14 protein-coding genes and 1 CRISPR repeat array are annotated in these 18437 nt (G+C 27.8%); all 14 genes read right to left on the bottom strand.

What is annotated here, in order from left to right; genetic code table 11:
- Positions 1–70 precede the first annotated feature (70 nt).
- Positions 71–991: a WYL domain-containing protein gene (locus CDLVIII_RS22520; protein WP_009171782.1), complete on the bottom strand. Its 921-nt coding sequence runs from the start codon at positions 989–991 to the stop codon at positions 71–73.
- Between the two features lie 155 nt (positions 992–1146).
- The gene (locus CDLVIII_RS22525) at positions 1147–1767 is read right to left on the bottom strand and encodes a nitroreductase family protein (protein WP_009171783.1); all 621 of its coding nucleotides are present in this window, start codon (positions 1765–1767) and stop codon (positions 1147–1149) included.
- A gap of 201 nt (positions 1768–1968) precedes the next feature.
- Positions 1969–2595, bottom strand: coding sequence for a Type 1 glutamine amidotransferase-like domain-containing protein (locus CDLVIII_RS22530; RefSeq protein ID WP_009171784.1), 627 nt, complete (start codon positions 2593–2595; stop codon positions 1969–1971).
- Positions 2596–2665: 70 nt separating this feature from the next.
- Positions 2666–3295 (bottom strand): HAD-IA family hydrolase, encoded by a 630-nt coding sequence (locus tag CDLVIII_RS22535; protein WP_009171785.1) that lies wholly within the window; start codon positions 3293–3295, stop codon positions 2666–2668.
- 353 nt (positions 3296–3648) lie between these two features.
- Positions 3649–3846: a type II toxin-antitoxin system HicA family toxin gene (locus CDLVIII_RS22540; RefSeq protein ID WP_035301891.1), complete on the bottom strand. Its 198-nt coding sequence runs from the start codon at positions 3844–3846 to the stop codon at positions 3649–3651.
- 13 nt (positions 3847–3859) lie between these two features.
- The gene (locus CDLVIII_RS22545) at positions 3860–5572 is read right to left on the bottom strand and encodes an AAA family ATPase (RefSeq protein WP_009171786.1); all 1713 of its coding nucleotides are present in this window, start codon (positions 5570–5572) and stop codon (positions 3860–3862) included.
- 617 nt (positions 5573–6189) lie between these two features.
- Positions 6190–6876 carry a hypothetical protein gene (locus CDLVIII_RS22550; protein ID WP_035301892.1) on the bottom strand — a complete coding sequence of 229 codons (687 nt, stop codon included), beginning with the start codon at positions 6874–6876 and terminating at the stop codon, positions 6190–6192.
- 182 nt (positions 6877–7058) lie between these two features.
- On the bottom strand, positions 7059–8765 hold the full coding sequence (locus CDLVIII_RS32670) for an N-acetylmuramoyl-L-alanine amidase family protein (protein WP_009171788.1): 1707 nt from the start codon (positions 8763–8765) through the stop codon (positions 7059–7061).
- Between the two features lie 395 nt (positions 8766–9160).
- Positions 9161–9934, bottom strand: coding sequence for a type II toxin-antitoxin system HicA family toxin (locus CDLVIII_RS22560; protein ID WP_009171789.1), 774 nt, complete (start codon positions 9932–9934; stop codon positions 9161–9163).
- Between the two features lie 493 nt (positions 9935–10427).
- Entirely contained in the window at positions 10428–12107 is a 1680-nt protein-coding gene (locus CDLVIII_RS22565) for an AAA family ATPase (RefSeq protein ID WP_009171790.1), read from the bottom strand.
- Between the two features lie 277 nt (positions 12108–12384).
- A CRISPR array of direct repeats spans positions 12385–14115; the repeat unit is 29 nt; unit sequence ATTTACATTCCTCATAGTTAATATAAAAC.
- Between the two features lie 181 nt (positions 14116–14296).
- A complete protein-coding gene (gene cas2 / locus CDLVIII_RS22570) occupies positions 14297–14560 on the bottom strand; it encodes a CRISPR-associated endonuclease Cas2 (RefSeq protein ID WP_009171791.1) in 264 nt (87 codons plus the stop codon).
- Between the two features lies 1 nt (position 14561).
- A complete protein-coding gene (cas1b, locus tag CDLVIII_RS22575; RefSeq protein WP_009171792.1) occupies positions 14562–15545 on the bottom strand; it encodes a type I-B CRISPR-associated endonuclease Cas1b in 984 nt (327 codons plus the stop codon).
- A gap of 3 nt (positions 15546–15548) precedes the next feature.
- Positions 15549–16067: a CRISPR-associated protein Cas4 gene (gene cas4 / locus CDLVIII_RS22580; RefSeq protein ID WP_009171793.1), complete on the bottom strand. Its 519-nt coding sequence runs from the start codon at positions 16065–16067 to the stop codon at positions 15549–15551.
- Between the two features lie 126 nt (positions 16068–16193).
- Positions 16194–18413 carry a CRISPR-associated helicase/endonuclease Cas3 gene (locus tag CDLVIII_RS22585; RefSeq protein WP_009171794.1) on the bottom strand — a complete coding sequence of 740 codons (2220 nt, stop codon included), beginning with the start codon at positions 18411–18413 and terminating at the stop codon, positions 16194–16196.
- Positions 18414–18437: the final 24 nt, after the last annotated feature.

Consider the following 18437-nt stretch of genomic DNA (forward strand, 5'->3'; position numbering starts at 1 on the left):
TAAATTTTACTTTACAGAAAGTATAACAAGACAATAACGACAACAGTCTGTCATAAATTAAAATGAAATATCATTTATATAAATTTAAAATTTCATCACATCTAGCACAAAGCTTACGCTTTAGTTGTTCTGGTTCAATTATTTTTGCAAGATTTCCAAAAGAGAGAATAGTTCCAAGCCAAAATTGTTCATTTTCAGGTACATGTAAATTCATAATAAAATCACCATTCTTGTACTCTGCTTCAATGTGTCCATTTAAATATTCTATAGCTTTCATCTTTATTTCACATTTACCAAATAATTTTATATCTATATATTTTCTAATGTCTTTAGCTTCATTTTTTTCTAGGAGTATATGTGCTGACTCATGCTTCCTTAATATCCTACTATTTGTTTTCTTCAAATTCATCATGCGCAAAATTTTGTATAATCTATAATCTTCTTTCTTCAATGAATATCCAAGTAAATACCAAGAATACCATCTATAAGTCAATGCAATTGGTTCAACTTCTTTAATAGTTGTTATATTATCTGCATTTGTATATTCAAAGGACACACTATATTTTTCTGCAATTATATTCTCTAATAACTTCAATTTCTCATTAATGTTTTTATTCTCACTTAAAGTATTAAAGTCTAAAATAATATTTAAATCTCTTTTATCTTTCCTCAATACTGCTTTTACCTTTTCAAGCGTTGCAGCTGTGCTTTGACTTTTATATGCAGAAGCCAAACCTTGTAAAGCTGAAATTATGTAAGCATAATCATTTTCTCCTGCTATCTGTCTGTTCATTTTAAAGCTATCCAAAATTTCATATCCTCCATCCACGCCAACAGATGAAGCTACTGGAATTCCTGCTTGACATAAGGTTTCTATATCTCTTTGAATCGTCCTAATTGAAACTTCAAATTTATCAGACAGAATTTTTGCACTTGTCTTTTTGTTATTCAATAAATAAATTGTGATTCCAAGCAATCTATCAATCTTCATGTTTCATACCCATTACCCTTTTTTTATCTAATCTATCACTTGTATTTATTTTACCATGCATCTACTAAACTTATCTATAACATCAAGAACAACTTCTTACACTTCAAACTAAAGAGGCAGCACTATTTATCAAAAAATAGTCTGCCTCTCTATAATTAATAAAACTTTACAAATTCATCTACAGGCTTCCTATATCCTCTAATCTTATCACTGCTCTTATCGATTTTTCCCATAGTAATCATTAAAACAGGAGTTTCATTCTCAGGGATATTTAACAATTTGCTTATCTTATCCTTGTCAAAATATATCATTGGGCATGTATCCCATTCTTTATCTTTAGCGAGTAGCATAAAAAGCATTGCTGATAACGATGCATTTCTTATAGCTTCATCATGCTTAAAGCCTTCTCCCCATCCTTCATAAAGATTTCTAATGGTATTAATCATGATATCATATTCAGTTTTATCAATCATTCCAAGCATCATTGATCCTTCATAAATTTTATCTGCTGATAAATAGGCGTTCTTATCACCTGTAACTATTATTGTTGCTGAAGCAGTCTTTATTTTGTACTGATTAAATGAAGCTTCATAAATTTTGTCCATCAATGTTCTATCTTCTACAACATAATATTTTGCATGCTGTAAGTTAAAGGCTGAAGGTGCTAAGGAAAGTTCTTTAAATATGTCATAAAAATCTTCTTTAGGTATTTTAATATTTTCAATAAATTTATTTGCTGATCTTCTTTCTCTTACTATTTTCAAGAATTCATTCATTTTCATCATCCTCTCTTCTTACAATAATTATACTAGGTAGTCCTATTATTGTATAATATTTTTATAAGATGTACAATCTTTCCATAAACCTGAATGACGAGATAAAAAATTCTTTCTAAACATCTGGATATATAGTGTTTTTATTAAAGTTTCTTCTAAACTCTTATCCTTTTTAAATTTATTAATTTTTAACTTTTTACTTTAGCCTATTTTTTCTATTTTATCATCTAAAACCAATATTGCCTGATCATTATTTAATCGTGTTACTGTGCAATTGTGCTTTAATTCAAAGTCCAAAATCTTTTCTTCTAAATTAGGATAAATTCCACAATGCTCCTTATAATGTGGATATATACGTATATCCACTGCATTTAATGCACTCAAATCTGCAACTTTAAATGTATTATCTTCTGGATAAATATGATTACACATCTCGTTATCCGGACCTAATGCGATAGATCCTGCGCTTAAACCAATCATAATTTTGCCATCATTTATTAATTCTTTTAAAACTTTATCTGCTCCACTCTTTTTTAAATGATATATCAGATAAAAAGGATAACCTCCATTAAGAAATATTACATCAAACTCTTTTAATTTTTGAACGTCCTCAAATTCAATATCAATAAATTCAACATCTTTAAAGCCCATTTCATGGAATGCATTCTTAACTGAAATCATTTGTGGATGTTTTTCCTTTAGTTTAGGCTGGGAGGTAGATATAATACAGATATTTAAATTCTTTGAATTTTTAGGAACTAATTTTAAAAACGCATTCCTTATTTCCATTGTAGAAAAGCCATATGCAGTCAATAATAATCTCTTCATTAATAATCACCTCAATCTAATTTTTAATAATAATTTACTCAAAGGCATTAACAAGTTTAAATTATTTAATTTAAAAAACACAATCAATTATATTAAATAAGTTTTCTAAAGAATCTATATAAAAATCAGGCTCCGTACTAACTAATATATTATTTGTATTATATAAACACGTCTTGATTCCTGCTGCTTTTCCTCCTAAAACTTCACATTCCCTATCTCCAACCACCAATGCTCTATTTTTATCAACTTGATACTTTTCAATTAGATATATGAATGCTTCCGGATCTGGCTTACGTTTAAAGCCATACTGCTTTGTAATTATTTCTGTAAAATGACATCTCATTCCGTAGTGTTCAAGAAATTTTACTGTTGAGTCACCTCTATGAGTAATAATATAATTTCTTCCACCTAAAGCAGCAAACTTCCTGCATACTTCTTCTGCAAATGGGAATGGTCTAATTGTTTCTAATTTCATATCATTTTTATAATCAGTATATTTATCAATGAAAGCATTATTTAAGCTGTATAACTGTTTAAAATGTGTGACCGCAGAACTATCAGAAACCTTAAGGTAATTCAATACATTTTCCTTCGTTTCCTTTATTCCGCTATCATCAAGTGCTTTTAGAAAAGCATCAACTGTACCTGGATATGTATCAAATAAGGTTCCATCAAAATCCCATATAATATCTTTAATCAAACTCACTCACCTCGTCAACTTTAATTCTTTTGCTAATCTCTAACGTTTTGTTCTATTAATATACTCTAAAATAAATTTTACCATAACTTTGCATTAACATACTATTAATTAGTTGATTCGTGTTTCTGTATTCCCTTCATAATTTTTGCAAATAAATATTATCTTTCTTCCATTTCCAATCTCTTCTGAGGCTTTAATTAATCTACGATCCTTCACATATTCCATAATTGATAATCAAACCTGTTTTCTAAACATTCTTGAAATGTAACTATCTAAAACAAATATCTTTAATTTTAATGAATAATAATATTTTATGCGTAGCAAAAAATCCAAGTAAAAAAACTTGGATTCAACTAACTCACTTTATTAATCTGAATTTGTTTTTGTATTTGAAGCATTAGTCCATATTTTAATTCATGAGCTGGAATTGGAACTATTTTATTAGTCTTTTTATGCTGCATAATAATATGATCTCCGCTTTGCCTAACCTGCTTATACTCATGTTTTTCTGCTAAATCAATCATATCTTTATAATCAAATATAAATAACATTAAACTCTATATTTTAACCTTGTGTAACTTTAATTTCTTTTCCTTTAAATACAATCGCTAATTTTAGTATATTATTAATACCTTTTTGCAATAGCTCTGTTTCATACTTCTTTTCTTCAATTTGAGTTAAGGCTTCTTTTGTTGCCTTTTCTATAGTATCATCTAAGAAATAATCAATTTTCTTAAATTCAATAATAATTCCTGTTCTAGAAACATCACTCGGAATTATCATTAAGTTCCTAGTTGTGCTATCGCACCTTTTTATATGTGCATATCTTCCATAACCACTTTCTTTATTTGACTTTACTTCATAATCATTTGAAAGTGATATCAGTATCCCAAGTACAAAAGCATGATACACTCTTTCTGGCTCTTTTCCTGATACATCAAAATAACTTAAATTATTAATTACAAATTCTTTAAAAATCCCTTCAAATACTTTAATATTTCCACTTATTAAAGTCTCTAACATCAATTCATATTTTTGATTCGTTATAGTTTCCGAAAACCATTTTTTAATTAAATTATTATAGAAAATCAATACTTCTTGATTAGGAATTTTAAGTTCACAATTTAATAGTCCCTCTACATTTTCAGTTTTAATTGCCTTTAAATATCCACTCATAAGTAAAAAACTCCAAATATTTTCATTAGAATCTTCAACTTCTGACATTACTATGTTATCATCAATTACTTTGAATATGTATTTTCCTTCTATAAGGTCTTCTAGTTCAAGCTTCATCTTATTGTCACCTTTAAGCAATAATTTTTTTATTAAATCATTACTACTGCTATTAATCCAGTAAGGTTTAAAGCCTTCTCTTTTCTTTTTCAAATAACTTAAAACAGACCAAGGATTATATATGACTTCTCCACCAAAAGTATATCCATTATACCATTTTTTTATATTCTTTATTTCATCTATTGTGTCACAATATTTTAATAACTTTTCAATTTCTTCTTCTGTAAATCCAAATTTATCATTAAAATCATATCCTAGGATGGTATTTACTTCTAAATTATTAAGTCCTGAAAAAATACTTTCCTTTGCAACTCTAAGAATTCCTGTTATCATTGATTTTTCTAAATATATATTATCCTTTAAAGCATCACTTAACATATTTCTTATTAATAAAAGCATATCCTCATAATAACCACTAATGTAGCTTTCTTGAATTGGTACATCATATTCATCTATAAGCAAAATGACCTTCTTATTGTAATATTTATATAAATAACTAGTAAGATTTTTTATAGAAGCTATTAATAGCACCAAATCAGCTTCCCTATTTATAATTTTATCAAAATCTCTTTTTTCATCTTCTTCGAAAACATTACTTTCCATTAAATATCTATACTCTTTGTAAACATCTGACATAAGCATTTCAATAGCAACTATTGCATGTTCAAAATTATTGAATTTTATCCCTTTAAAACTAATAAACACAACTGGATATTGCTGTTGTAACTTCATTATATCTTTTTCATTTTCTATTTTTAATCCCTTAAACAAATCCTTTGTTACTTCTTTGTTTCTTGTATCAAAGAAGTATTTTATCATACTCAAATTCAAAGTTTTACCAAATCTTCTTGGTCTAGGAGTAAGAATAATCTTGGCTCCATTCTCTAAAAATTCTTTTATTAGCAAACTTTTATCTACAAAATAATTATTTCCTTCTATCAATTCTTTAAAATCGGAGGTTCCTATTTGTATTATTTTTTTCATTTACTTCACCTTCTTTCATTGTCATCTTATATTAATTCCTTCAAATTAAATATTGAAAAACAATATTATAAATATCTCTATCTATATATCAAATATTTTTTGATAAGTTCCTACTTCTTGTATTTTGAGCCTATTAGATTCTCTTTAGTTAATTATATTTTATCTTTTTTCACTACTATTCCCTATTTATAAGGTTTTAAGCCCTTAATTGTATTCCTACTACTATATTATAATTTATTTACTACTAAATCAAACCACATATTAACTATATTTTAAGACCCATAAATACAATTACATTCTTTATATAATACCTTAATCATGGTATTTATCCAAAGCACGCTCTTTATTTTAATCTCTGTCAGCTTCCCTTTTATTTATATTTTATCTTCTTTCACTATTATTACCCATTTATAAGGCTTTAAGCCATTAATTGTACTCCTACTATTATATTATAATTTATTTCTATGAATCACAAATGGCATAGCTCATTTAATCTATGCCATAATAATTTATTCATGAGTAAGGGAAAATCAAGTATCGCAAAAAAATGCTGGCGATTATGATTTTATGATTCATTTTCTATACACTTGGTTAAGTTTTCATAAAACATTTCTTCATTACTCATTACAAGTTTGCTTATCAAGCTCTCCAATAGCAATAAAATACTCATATTCTAAATATGATTCGTTTTCTATACACTTCTTTAAATTTTCATAAAACATTTCCTCATCACCGTTTTTTAAATTTCTAACTGCAATATAAAAATATGCTTTACACAATATTCTTCTTTTAAGTTCTTTAAAAGAAGCATATGAATTTAATAACTCATTATCGTCTATTCTATCAAGTATATATCCTGCTATGAAACCAGGATAATTAAGAGAAACTTTTGACTTACACCTTTTCTTTAAAAGTGCAATTGCCTCTTTTTCTAATTTTTTATCATTACTCCTTACTGCAATATAATATAGTAAAGCTGGTATTTCAACGCCACCTGCGGCATCTGTATATTTTGTCTTCAATCCCTTTTTTAATATTTCTACTGCATCAGCATAATTACCTAAAAACCAATTGGCAATACCTGCCCAAATATATTCAGTATCTGTTCTGCCATTACTAATTTTAATTAATTCAGTTGCATTATCTAAAACATCCTGATATTTTTTAAGATGCAACAAAGCCCCGGCTTTATATCTTAAGGATGATTCAGACTTTGTTTCTGCGTATTCTTCATCTGCTTTTTTATATATTCCATAAAAATCTTTTTGTTGACTTAAATCCCAATAACTAATTTTATTATTCATAAATTTTTCTCCTTTAAACTTTTTCTGTTCTGTTAAATTAGTGCAGAGTAAAGTTATAAAAGCTATAAGAATCAAAGCTTTTATAACTTTTCTCCCTAACACAATTAGATGACTACTTGGTTTAATATATATTTTTTATTATATCAATTTAACATATTCGTTTTTATTATAATTACAATCAACTATTCGACAATTGGCACTTTTAGTTCACCTGATTTAGGCTCATATGGTAAAAATACTGTATCATCAGGCAATTTTCCCTTATTTATATCTTTTAAAAATGTTTTGTACCCACTTCCAGTATATGGTTTGAAATCTCCATAATTAAAGCCTTCTGGCCATTGCATCGGGTTAACTTCGTATTCCGAAGGATGTTTATTTCCTGGTATCTCCTCAAATTCTACATCCGCACCACTTTGTCCTCTCCTTGTAAAATTAAATTGTGTTTCAGGGTACATTTTTTGTAACTCAGTCGGCAACCATTCTCCTGTTCCACCATTTAATTGGTCATAATGCACTTTGTTTCCCATATTTAATGCATCAGTAGTTACTGATAAAACCAAACGCATAACATGCGCATACTTAGTATAATAGACTTGATCATTTAGCTCATTAACTTCCGTTAATCCTGTTGAATAGTCACCATAAATCCCTACTAGTCCGCCTATATTTTCATTTATAGTATCTGCAATAAATTTTTCCGTCCATTCACTAACGGGATGCTCAGATATATAATCTCTAACACCTTTTATTCCAGCAAGGATTGTATCCTTCTCATCTTGAGTATCTGCATTATACCATTCAATTGTAGCTTTAGCGAGAACGGCTTTCGATGAATTAGCAAGTCCACTATCCTTTGTTGCATCATATAATTCAGGAGGCAACTCTATACTAGACGAATTGTTATCACTATCTGTTACCACTATTGTTCCAGTATCTGTATCCAGACTTATATTAACAGTTTTAGTATCGCTTGTCCCCTGAGAATTACTGCTATCGATATTTTCAGGTGTATTATTATCCTCACTAGGTTCCCAGTCACCATTAGCGTTTACATAATATTGGCCAATCATGGTATCATGTGCCATAGATCCATTGTCATCCTTATAAAAATAGTGCCAATTATCACCATATTGTACCCAACCGGTTGCCATTTCTCCAGTAGAATAGAAATAGTACGTGTTACCATCTATATCATTCTGGCCAGTTTCCATTGCACCACTTGAATTTAAATAATACCAATTACCGTTGTCTTCTATCCACCCTGTTTTCATTTTTCCATCTTCATCAAAATAATACCATTTACTATCTATTTCTTTCCAGCCTGTAACTGCTATTTCAGAATCAACATAATAGTAAGTTACATTACCATCATTGTCTTTTTCTGTTTTCCAGCCTTTATCTTTTACCCAATCACCATTATCATTTAAATAATATCCATCAACTGTTCTCCCCCATGCCATGGATCCATTATCATACAAATAGGACCAATTATCACCATCTTGCAGCCATCCTGTTGCTATTTTATCATCTTTAAGGTAATAACTATCACCATCTTCATATACCCAACCAGTACCTGTAACCATTTTGCCATGATTATCTAAAAGATATCCTTTAACTGTTCTTCCCCATGCCATAGATCCATTGCCATAGAAATAATACCATCCATCACCATCATTTACCCAACTTGTTGCCATTTCACCAGTAGAATAAAAATAATACCAGTCCCCATTTATAGGTGCCCAACCTGTTGCCATTTTGCCATTATCATCAAAATAGTACCAGTTATCACCCTCCTGCATCCAACCTGTAGCCATTGTTCCATCAGAATAGTAATAATAATAGCTGCCATCTTCTTCTTCTACCCATCTTGCTTCATTATCATCCATGTTACCTATCCCTCCCATCTCCATAAATTCTGAACTTAATCTCCTCTTGCTTAATCACTTTAACTCCAATTTTATGTATTGCAAATTACCCTATTGTTTTATTATAACTTTGTTTACAATTAATTCAAATTATACTTTAGTATACTTTCTTATTAATATTTCATTTACTTTTGAAGAATACAAATATTTATTTATAATCCATAAGTGTATATACTGCATGTTGAGACTTCAATATTATTTACCTAAAACATATAATTAAGAGAACATAAAAGAAGTTATTTTCCTATTAATTTTAATGTGCTCTATATTAATCAAGTTTAAAGATGTATAGTTTATACGCTAAAATAATGTTTCAAGCATAACAAAAAAATCCAAGTAAAGAAACTTGGATTCCACTAACTCACTTTATTAATCTGAATTTGTTTTTGTATTTGAAGCATTAATCCATATTTTAATTCATGAGCTGGAATTGGAACTATTTTATTAGTCTTTTTATGCTGCATAATAATATGATCTCCGCTTTGTCTAACCTGCCTGTACTCATGTTTTTCTGCTAAATCAATCATATCTTTATAATCAAATATTTTAGAATAATCCTTTTTCTGACTTTCCTTAAGCTTCTTAATAAGTTCATATTGCTCATCATCATATTCTTTATTTCTTGCATCAATTATTTTTTTGATTGTCATAAGGTCCCAGTAATTTTCTTGCAACACTTCAATTTCACCCATATAGTCCATATCAAATATAAATGACATATTAATAAGCTTTGCTGTAAATACATCCATCCTTCTTTTAAACATAAATGCATCTTTCTTTGATGTTAAATATCTACTTGTAATATCAATCATTGAGCATTTTAGTTCTGCTGCTTCATTTGCACAAACATACATGTATTTTCTTATTTCATCTTCAGCTTTTTCATAATCTTCTCTCACTTCTATATATAATTTTATTAACCTCTCTATTTCTTCTTCTAGCTTTTCTCCAACAATAGCATGTGCATTTAATTTATCTAATAAGTTACCTATTGAATGTTTCAAACCATAAGCTTTTGTATAAACATCATCTAATATATCGTTTTTATATTTATCAAACTTAGCTATAATATCTAGTACCTTATCTGTATTTTCTCTTTCTAATTGATTAAATTTTATTATCCAGTTCATTACCAATACCTTCTTCCATACATACTTTTCTCCCTTTTAGATTAAATTCCATATATTGTATTATAATTATACTGATTTTTCCCATTTGTATCAATATATTAATGAAATTGTTTACTTCAATTAAAATATAAATTTATTCAAGTACTGGTGTTTCTAAAAAGAACGATATATTAGTTATTATTGCATAAATCTTCTTTTGGATAAAAATTTTATTACAAATAATAGCATTAAACTTTTCATCGACTGAATTAAATAATAATATTTTTACAACAAGCAAAACTTTTATTCTATGAAAACTTACCTTTGATTAATGCAAAAATATGCTTGATAGAACTAAAAGTTATTTTTAGATTGCTATCAAGCATACTTATGAATAATTTAGGTTTAAATACATCTCATGTTAAGGTGAATCTAAAACTCTTCTTCCGAGGCGTTATTTTCACTTACTTACAGGAATATAACTCTACTTTACATCTGGTAAAAAAACTAATATTTATTCTTTTTTTAACTTAATCAAACAATCTTTCTGATAAAAGCTTATTCCATACTTTATAACATTTTTATAACCTTCACTTCTAAGTTCCATATCATAACCTTTATTTTCTATCTGTTTTATAGCTTCCTCTGCTTTTTCTTCCAATTCATCTATATTCTTTGCCACCTTAAATTTAATAACTATTGCAATACCTCTAAGTGAAACAGATTTTATAAATAAATCACTTCTTCCGCTTCCGCCCTCTCTGTTGGATTTTATTATATAATCATTCATATTAGTTAAAGATTCTATCACAAAACCATGATAGAAATTCTCATAAGCATCATTGAAGCTTATAGTTTCTATTAATAGCTTTCCAAGTTCATTCTCAAAACTTTCTGCATCTCCAGATATTATTGCATTGTACATTCCACTAAAATCTCTTGCTTTTACCTTGTCATGAAACCATTTTAAAACTTCTGTTTTAATCATACATTTAATATCTTCATTTGTAATCTCTAACATTAAGTATTTCTGATTTATTTCATCTATTCTTTCATTTACCTTTTTTAAATATCCACTAAAAAACATAAAGTTCCATAAATTATCTAATGTATCATATACCTCTGCATAAGTTATCCCATCATAAATTAGCTTTTCAATTATTTTACCTTCTATTAATAATTCCATTTCTCTCTTAACTGTTGCGTCTGCTCGTTCAATTAAGATTTTAACTGCACTGCTCATGCCCGTATTTTCCAAATAAGAGACAGGTGATGCTTCCTTATTTTTATACAGCTCATGAACAAATTGTACAACACTCCAAGGATTATACAATTGCGTATTACCAAAAATATATCCATTATACCAATTTTTAATTAATTCTTCTCTTTCAATAAATCCATACTCTCCAATCATCTTATTTACTTCTGCTTTAGTAAATCCGAAATACTCATCACAATATTCATTTAAGATTGATATAGTGTTTAAATTACTTAATCCATTAAAAGCATCTTCCCTTGAAATACCTAAGCATCCAGCTATAACCGCAAATTCTAGAGATGAATCTGTCTTTAAAGCCGATTCAAAAAGTGATCTTATGAATTTAATCATTCTGTCATAAAACCCTTCAAAAAATGCATTTTCAAGGGGCACATCATATTCATCTATAAGAATTATTACTTTTTTTTCATGATATTTTCTTAAGCATTCACATAGATAATATAAGGAATCAATATAATCTCCTTCTTCCCCCTGCTCTTTAACTATTTTTAAGTATCTTTCTTTTTCAACCTCTAACTTTCCACTATCTAATATATATTGATGCCTTTTAAACTCTTCTGCTATTCTTCTCACAATTGATACATAAGCTAACTCAAAAGATGCCTGCTTTGCAGACTTTAAAGATATATTAATAACAGGATACTGACCCATATGAGCTGTGTATTTTTCTCCTGCTTCCATTATCTTTAAATTATCAAAAAGATGAAAATTATCTTTACTACTCTTTTCAAAAAAGTATTGAAGCATACTAATATTTAGAGTCTTTCCAAATCTTCTTGGTCTTGCAAACAAATTAACAACAGCCTTATTATCTAATAAATTTTTTATCAATAAAGTTTTATCTATAAAATAATGTCCTCCTGTTATTAATTTTTTAAAATCATCTATATCAATTGGTAGCGGTTTAAAATCCATAATATATACCTTCCATTCTATATTAATTATTCTATCTCTTTAGTATATGCAATTCACATGCACTTCTGAAATATTATATACTACAATCAGTCTTACATAAACATATGAACATTATGTAATTTCTTAATCCTGAACAATTCTATAATCTAACATATCTATAAATAAAAACTTATGAATATAACTCTAAAAATTGAATATCTTTTGTAGGTATCTTAGTAACACATATTTTGCTCTATTATAATAAATTTAATTTTTATTTATGAACTTTCCGGATTTCATGTGCATTCCTCGTAGTTAATATAAAACAAAAAAACATTTATAATAAAATTCCGAAGTTTCGGATTTACGTTCCTCATAGTTAATATAAAACTCAAAAAAACATATAATTAAAATTCCGTAGGTACGGCTTTACATTCCTCATAGTTAATATAAAACCTAAATCATCCGCATAGAACTCTGTCATATCGCCTTTCTTTACATTCCTCATAGTTAATATAAAACATGGAGAAGATAGAGAAACGGAAGGAAAACAATATAATTTACATTCCTCATAGTTAATATAAAACAATAGAAACCTCTAGGAACATGACTATAATATCTAAATTTACATTCCTCATAGTTAATATAAAACCTTATTAGCTTCATATTAGCGTTTTAATATCTTAAATTTACATTCCTCATAGTTAATATAAAACAAAACCAGCTAATATTGTCATTAACATCATTCCCATATTTACATTCCTCATAGTTAATATAAAACCGAAGCACTAAAGCATGAGATGGAAACAACTCCAATATTTACATTCCTCATAGTTAATATAAAACCAACATAACCTGTTAAATAAGCCATGTCTCCAACACTATTTACATTCCTCATAGTTAATATAAAACGCAAAGTTAATTCTAAAGATTTAGCAACAGTAGCTACATTTACATTCCTCATAGTTAATATAAAACATACTCTTGAAGTTCTATTTTTAAAGTTGTTGACATATTTACATTCCTCATAGTTAATATAAAACAACAACTTCGTTATCATCAAGTGCAACTATTGATGGATTTACATTCCTCATAGCTAATATAAAACTTTAGATGGATTAAGTGCTTCATCAATTCATGTTGAATTTACATTCCTCATAGTTAATATAAAACCCAGCTTGTAATAAATGCACCCACTGGAATATAAATATTTACATTCCTCATAGTTAATATAAAACTTTCTTCTGTTTTTTTCCCAACTTGCGTATGTTTCTAAATTTACATTCCTCATAGTTAATATAAAACCAAAACAAGCTGTACAATCATATCTAGATATGGATAATTTACATTCCTCATAGTTAATATAAAACCCAACTTGCGGTAGAGAATACGAAGCTAATAAAATAGATTTACATTCCTCATAGTTAATATAAAACTTATATTTTCTTGCTGTAAATCAATTAACTGTTGGCTATTTACATTCCTCATAGTTAATATAAAACCCCACCAATTTAAAACTTTCCTTTGTTTTTTACTAAAATTTACATTCCTCATAGTTAATATAAAACTTAATAGGTTTAAGTGAATCAGAACTGGCTAAAAGACATTTACATTCCTCATAGTTAATATAAAACCTAAATAGCTTCTATCATTTTCACCTTCAAGTGGGAAATTTACATTCCTCATAGTTAATATAAAACCAGCTTGTACCTTATAACTGCCATCTTTATTCTTTAAATTTACATTCCTCATAGTTAATATAAAACATAAGTTTATACCACTAGTATGAAATAAATCTAAATAATTTACATTCCTCATAGTTAATATAAAACCATCTTTAACAGCGCCTAGAGACATAGACATGCTACCATTTACATTCCTCATAGTTAATATAAAACACACATATAGTGGAAATATATTAGATACAATGACTGATTTACATTCCTCATAGTTAATATAAAACCCACATGTCAAATATTGCACCTTCAGCCATTACCCAAATTTACATTCCTCATAGTTAATATAAAACCCAGTAAAAAGATTATATCACACCCTTGTAAAATAGCCAATTATCGTTATTAAATTTATGTTAATTTTCATCTTTTTGCAGTAGACCTCCAGTCTGGAAACTCACATTTATTGTATTAATATCCTCAAGCTTGATTCTATAAAGACTTATGTGATTTCTACAAAAAATAGATTTACTGCAATTATAAAAATAGTTCATCATAATTTTTTTCTTGCCCTACTATCTCTTTTTTTATATTATGAATATTTCTTACAATATAAATGTAAAGTGAATCATCGCTCTTTTCAAGATATTTATTAACTTCCGCTAAACACATGTGAAGTTTCCCTTCTGTGATTTCTCCCTCAAATACTGAATTTTGAGTCCATATAAGATATTTCTTCAAACATTTCCTTACCCTATTTACTCTTTTTTCACCAACGTCATATGTTAATATTACAAACATCTTACCACCAAGCCTTTAACGGTTTATATTCTTCATTCTCAATAGCCATTTTTATTATTTTATAACATTCCAATTTAATAAGGTTTCTATAAGATACATTTCTATGGAGACTTCTATGTTTTACTGATGTAGATAATTTATTTTCAAATTCTCTGATAAACTTTTTCTTTCCATTTTCATTTAATAAGCAGATTTCATTTTCTACTTGGAAATCATTTTTCTTAATCATATTTCTATTTACCATTGTGAAAATAACACTATCTACTATGAGTGGCTTAAATATTTCTGAAATATCTAAACTTAAAGAGAAACGTTTTGTTGAAGGTTCATGAAGGTAACTAATAGTTGGATCTAACTGAGTTTTGTAAATTTCCCCCAATACAGTTGTATACATCAAACTATTTCCAAAAGAAATAAGTGCATTTATTGGATCTTTTGGCGGCCTTTTTTCTCTTTTCTCCATGTAAAAATCTTCTTTTATGAAAGTATTGAATGCTTCATAATATGCCTTTCTAGCTCGACCTTCTGCTCCCATCACTTCTTGAATACTTTTTGAATCATTCATGATTTTTCTTTCATTTTCTATTTTCTCAATATATTTTTCTGTAGTAACCTTATGTCTCCGTAAATTCCTCAGCATATGATGATTTGCTGAGTCTATAAATGTCTTTGCTAATTTTAATCTTAGTGGATATTCTAGATAAAGTCTCGATTGATTTACTACAACTAATCCTGATACATTTTTCTTTTTAGAATAATATGTTCCACTATAGAAACCATAATAATTATAAATATTAATTAAAATACTATACTTTGAAATGTAATTTAAAAACTTCGTATTCAAATCCACTTCTCCAAACAAGTGAATTCTTTCTACTTCTTCTATAGGAATTGCTTTTTGTTTCTCTTCCGAATCTGTAAAGTAAATGGTATTTTCCTTCCTCTTAATTCTTCCATTACTAAAAATATAATAATCTCTTCCCATAATTTAATCCTCCTCCCTAACAAAGCAATATTCATAATATGCACACTTAATACAATGAGGATATTCTTCTACTTTAGGTGGATATTGCTCCTGTAAAAGTTCACTTATTCCTAATAATGCATCTTCTACTAAAGCTTTATTTTCCTCTGTCAATATTACTTCCTCAACCTGCTTTTCCTTTACATAATTTAGACTCCCTTTTCTCTCTATACCAATCTGCTTCAAATAATATAAATAGTAAAGCAACTGCATTTTATCGGCCTGCTTCATTCTGCTGGTTATTTTAACTTCTTTTACATAATTATCATCAATAATATCTAAGCGTATTAAATTATCTATCAAAAGCTCTTTTGTTTTAGACTTTTTATACGATTCTTGATGCACCACTGTTCCCTGCATAACTCTATCATTAGCGGCTTCCATAGAAATTCCTTTATCAAAAAGCCATAATTTTCTTTTGCATATAAAATAATAATCTACCTTAAGTCCACTAATTTTTAGATTTTCAAAATCAATATTCAATATATCACCTTCTAAGAATTAAGTATTCGAAAACTTAGCATCTTTGACTTTAATAGGTTTTACTCTTAATATCTGCATCACTTTTTTAACATATAGAATTATTACTGCTTACTGTTATAAATTTAACTAAAAAATATTATCATATAGCTCTCCAAGGCATAGCCCTTCTTCATTCGTATACTTAGCATTAATTAAAAGAATGTTATCAATATTAACTATAGTATCTACTCTAAGTTCCTTATTTAACTTAGTAAATTTTTTTAATTTCTGTTTTGGAATACTTATAGTAAGATTATTAATTTCTCTAAATAACTTATGCCTGTCTTCACTTTTACTTTCAATAATTTCATCAAATAGATTTATATTACTGCTATATATTTCATTAGGAATTACTCTTACTGAATCTATGTCTCGTAGCACTTGCTGAGCTTCTCTACTTGTATTTTCATATGGAATTATGTTTTCCAATACATTACATGCCTCAATAAATTTCTTCAAGAATTTTGTTCCTTTTAACAGTTCTTTTGAATATAATTTATCTACTAAATCTACCTTAACTGCTTCTTTTAATATTTGATTATCATAAGGAATTAATAATTCTATGCTTTTATTAAAAATTTCTTCATCATAAACACTTCCAATTCCAGAAGAATTTTTAGTATAAATAAATATATTAGGCTCTATTCCTTGAAAAATTCTTTTTCTAAAGCATCTTCCATATCTTTGAAACTGGCTATCTAATGTGCTCATTTCACTTATTAAATAGTCAAAATCAACGTCTAATGAAGCTTCTACTATTTGAGTAGTAATCCAAACTCCACATTCTTTATTTTCATTTTTTGTGAATTGCTTTATTTCCTCTTCTTTTCTACTTCTATCATTGTTATTAAATAGTGAATGTAATAAATTCACATTTAAGCCACTATCTTTTAAAGCTTTATAATATTCAATAGCTTTATCAACTGTGTTAACTATAATTAATACTTTATTTTTTCTTCCAAATTTAAGAACCTTCTCAATGGAATTAATTATTTCATCATCCACCAATTTAATTTTATGCCTGTCATTATCTGATATAAATTTCTCTTCTTTAAAATTAATATTAAACTCTTTAAGCTTATCTTTGTAAATTCTAGGAAGGGTTGCAGTCATTATCATAAACTTTCCACCCATATCATTTAATTGCTTTATGGCATATAAAATAACTGCAGCTATTTCTGGTGAGTAAGCTTGAATTTCATCTATTACAACTTTAGAATATGCCAAAGTTGCAAGTACCTTTTCATATCCTAAATATTTAAAAGGATACTTAAAGATTTGATCTATCGTTGAAAAACTTAATTTTTTACTTAAAAGTGATGCCTCTTCATATGTTTTATAAGCTTCCTCATCTTCCTGTTTTTCCATGTATTCCAAAGCACTTGAATGAAGTAACCCTACACTATTATAACCAATGTCATCTTTTACTCTTGAATATAAAGCATTTAAGCTAACTCTTAATGGCAAAGTAAAAAAGCTTTTTTTATCATCTATCCATAGCAAAGCACTTTCTGTTTTACCTATACCTGTTGAAGCTGTAATTAATAAATTATCTTCCCTATGCTCCATTGCAAATTTCTGTGGCTCTCTAAGATCCCAATGATTTTTATTAAAGAAATCTTCTGTACACTCACCAACAGTTTTTTTTAACTTTTCCTCAACATCGACATGAGCTGAAGCTGAATGATCCAATCTATGAAGCATTCCTTTAAGCATAATATAAAATCTATAATTTTCATCCTTATCTTTAATTCTTCTTATATTTTCTATTTTTGCTGCATAGCCTGCAAATACCTTGTTAACACCATTCTCCATATGCTTGTTTATTCCATCCAGTTCTTTATTCAAGGTATCTTTAATATATTCTTTTATCTCACTTGGATCTGGTATGCTTTTTCTCTCATGGTGATATGCTATAGCTTGATATATACTATTTCTTAATCTTTCATCGTTAATTTCCCTTAATTTTTCAATAGGAAGAAAAGCTGGTGACAGATAATTATGCGGAATTTCTTCATGTTCATCACATGGAATTTCATTAAAATCTCCACTTTTTTGCTCAACCTCTTTCATTTCTCTTATCTTTTTTCTAAGCTTATTTTGAAACTGTACATTACATTTACCATAATCATGATATTCACAACAAAACTCTAACAACTTCCAAAAATACTCTGGTTCTATAAAATTTTTAATTATATTATTGATTTCAATTTCATATACACCTTTTAGGTTTTTACATTCTTTTAAAACATTGTCTGTATGCTCTCTTATAGTTTCGATAGGTTTTGTTTTTGCATAATATATCATTTTTTCACCGTACCTCTCATTTTA

The organism is Clostridium sp. DL-VIII, from assembly GCF_000230835.1.
Lineage (GTDB): Bacteria > Bacillota > Clostridia > Clostridiales > Clostridiaceae > Clostridium.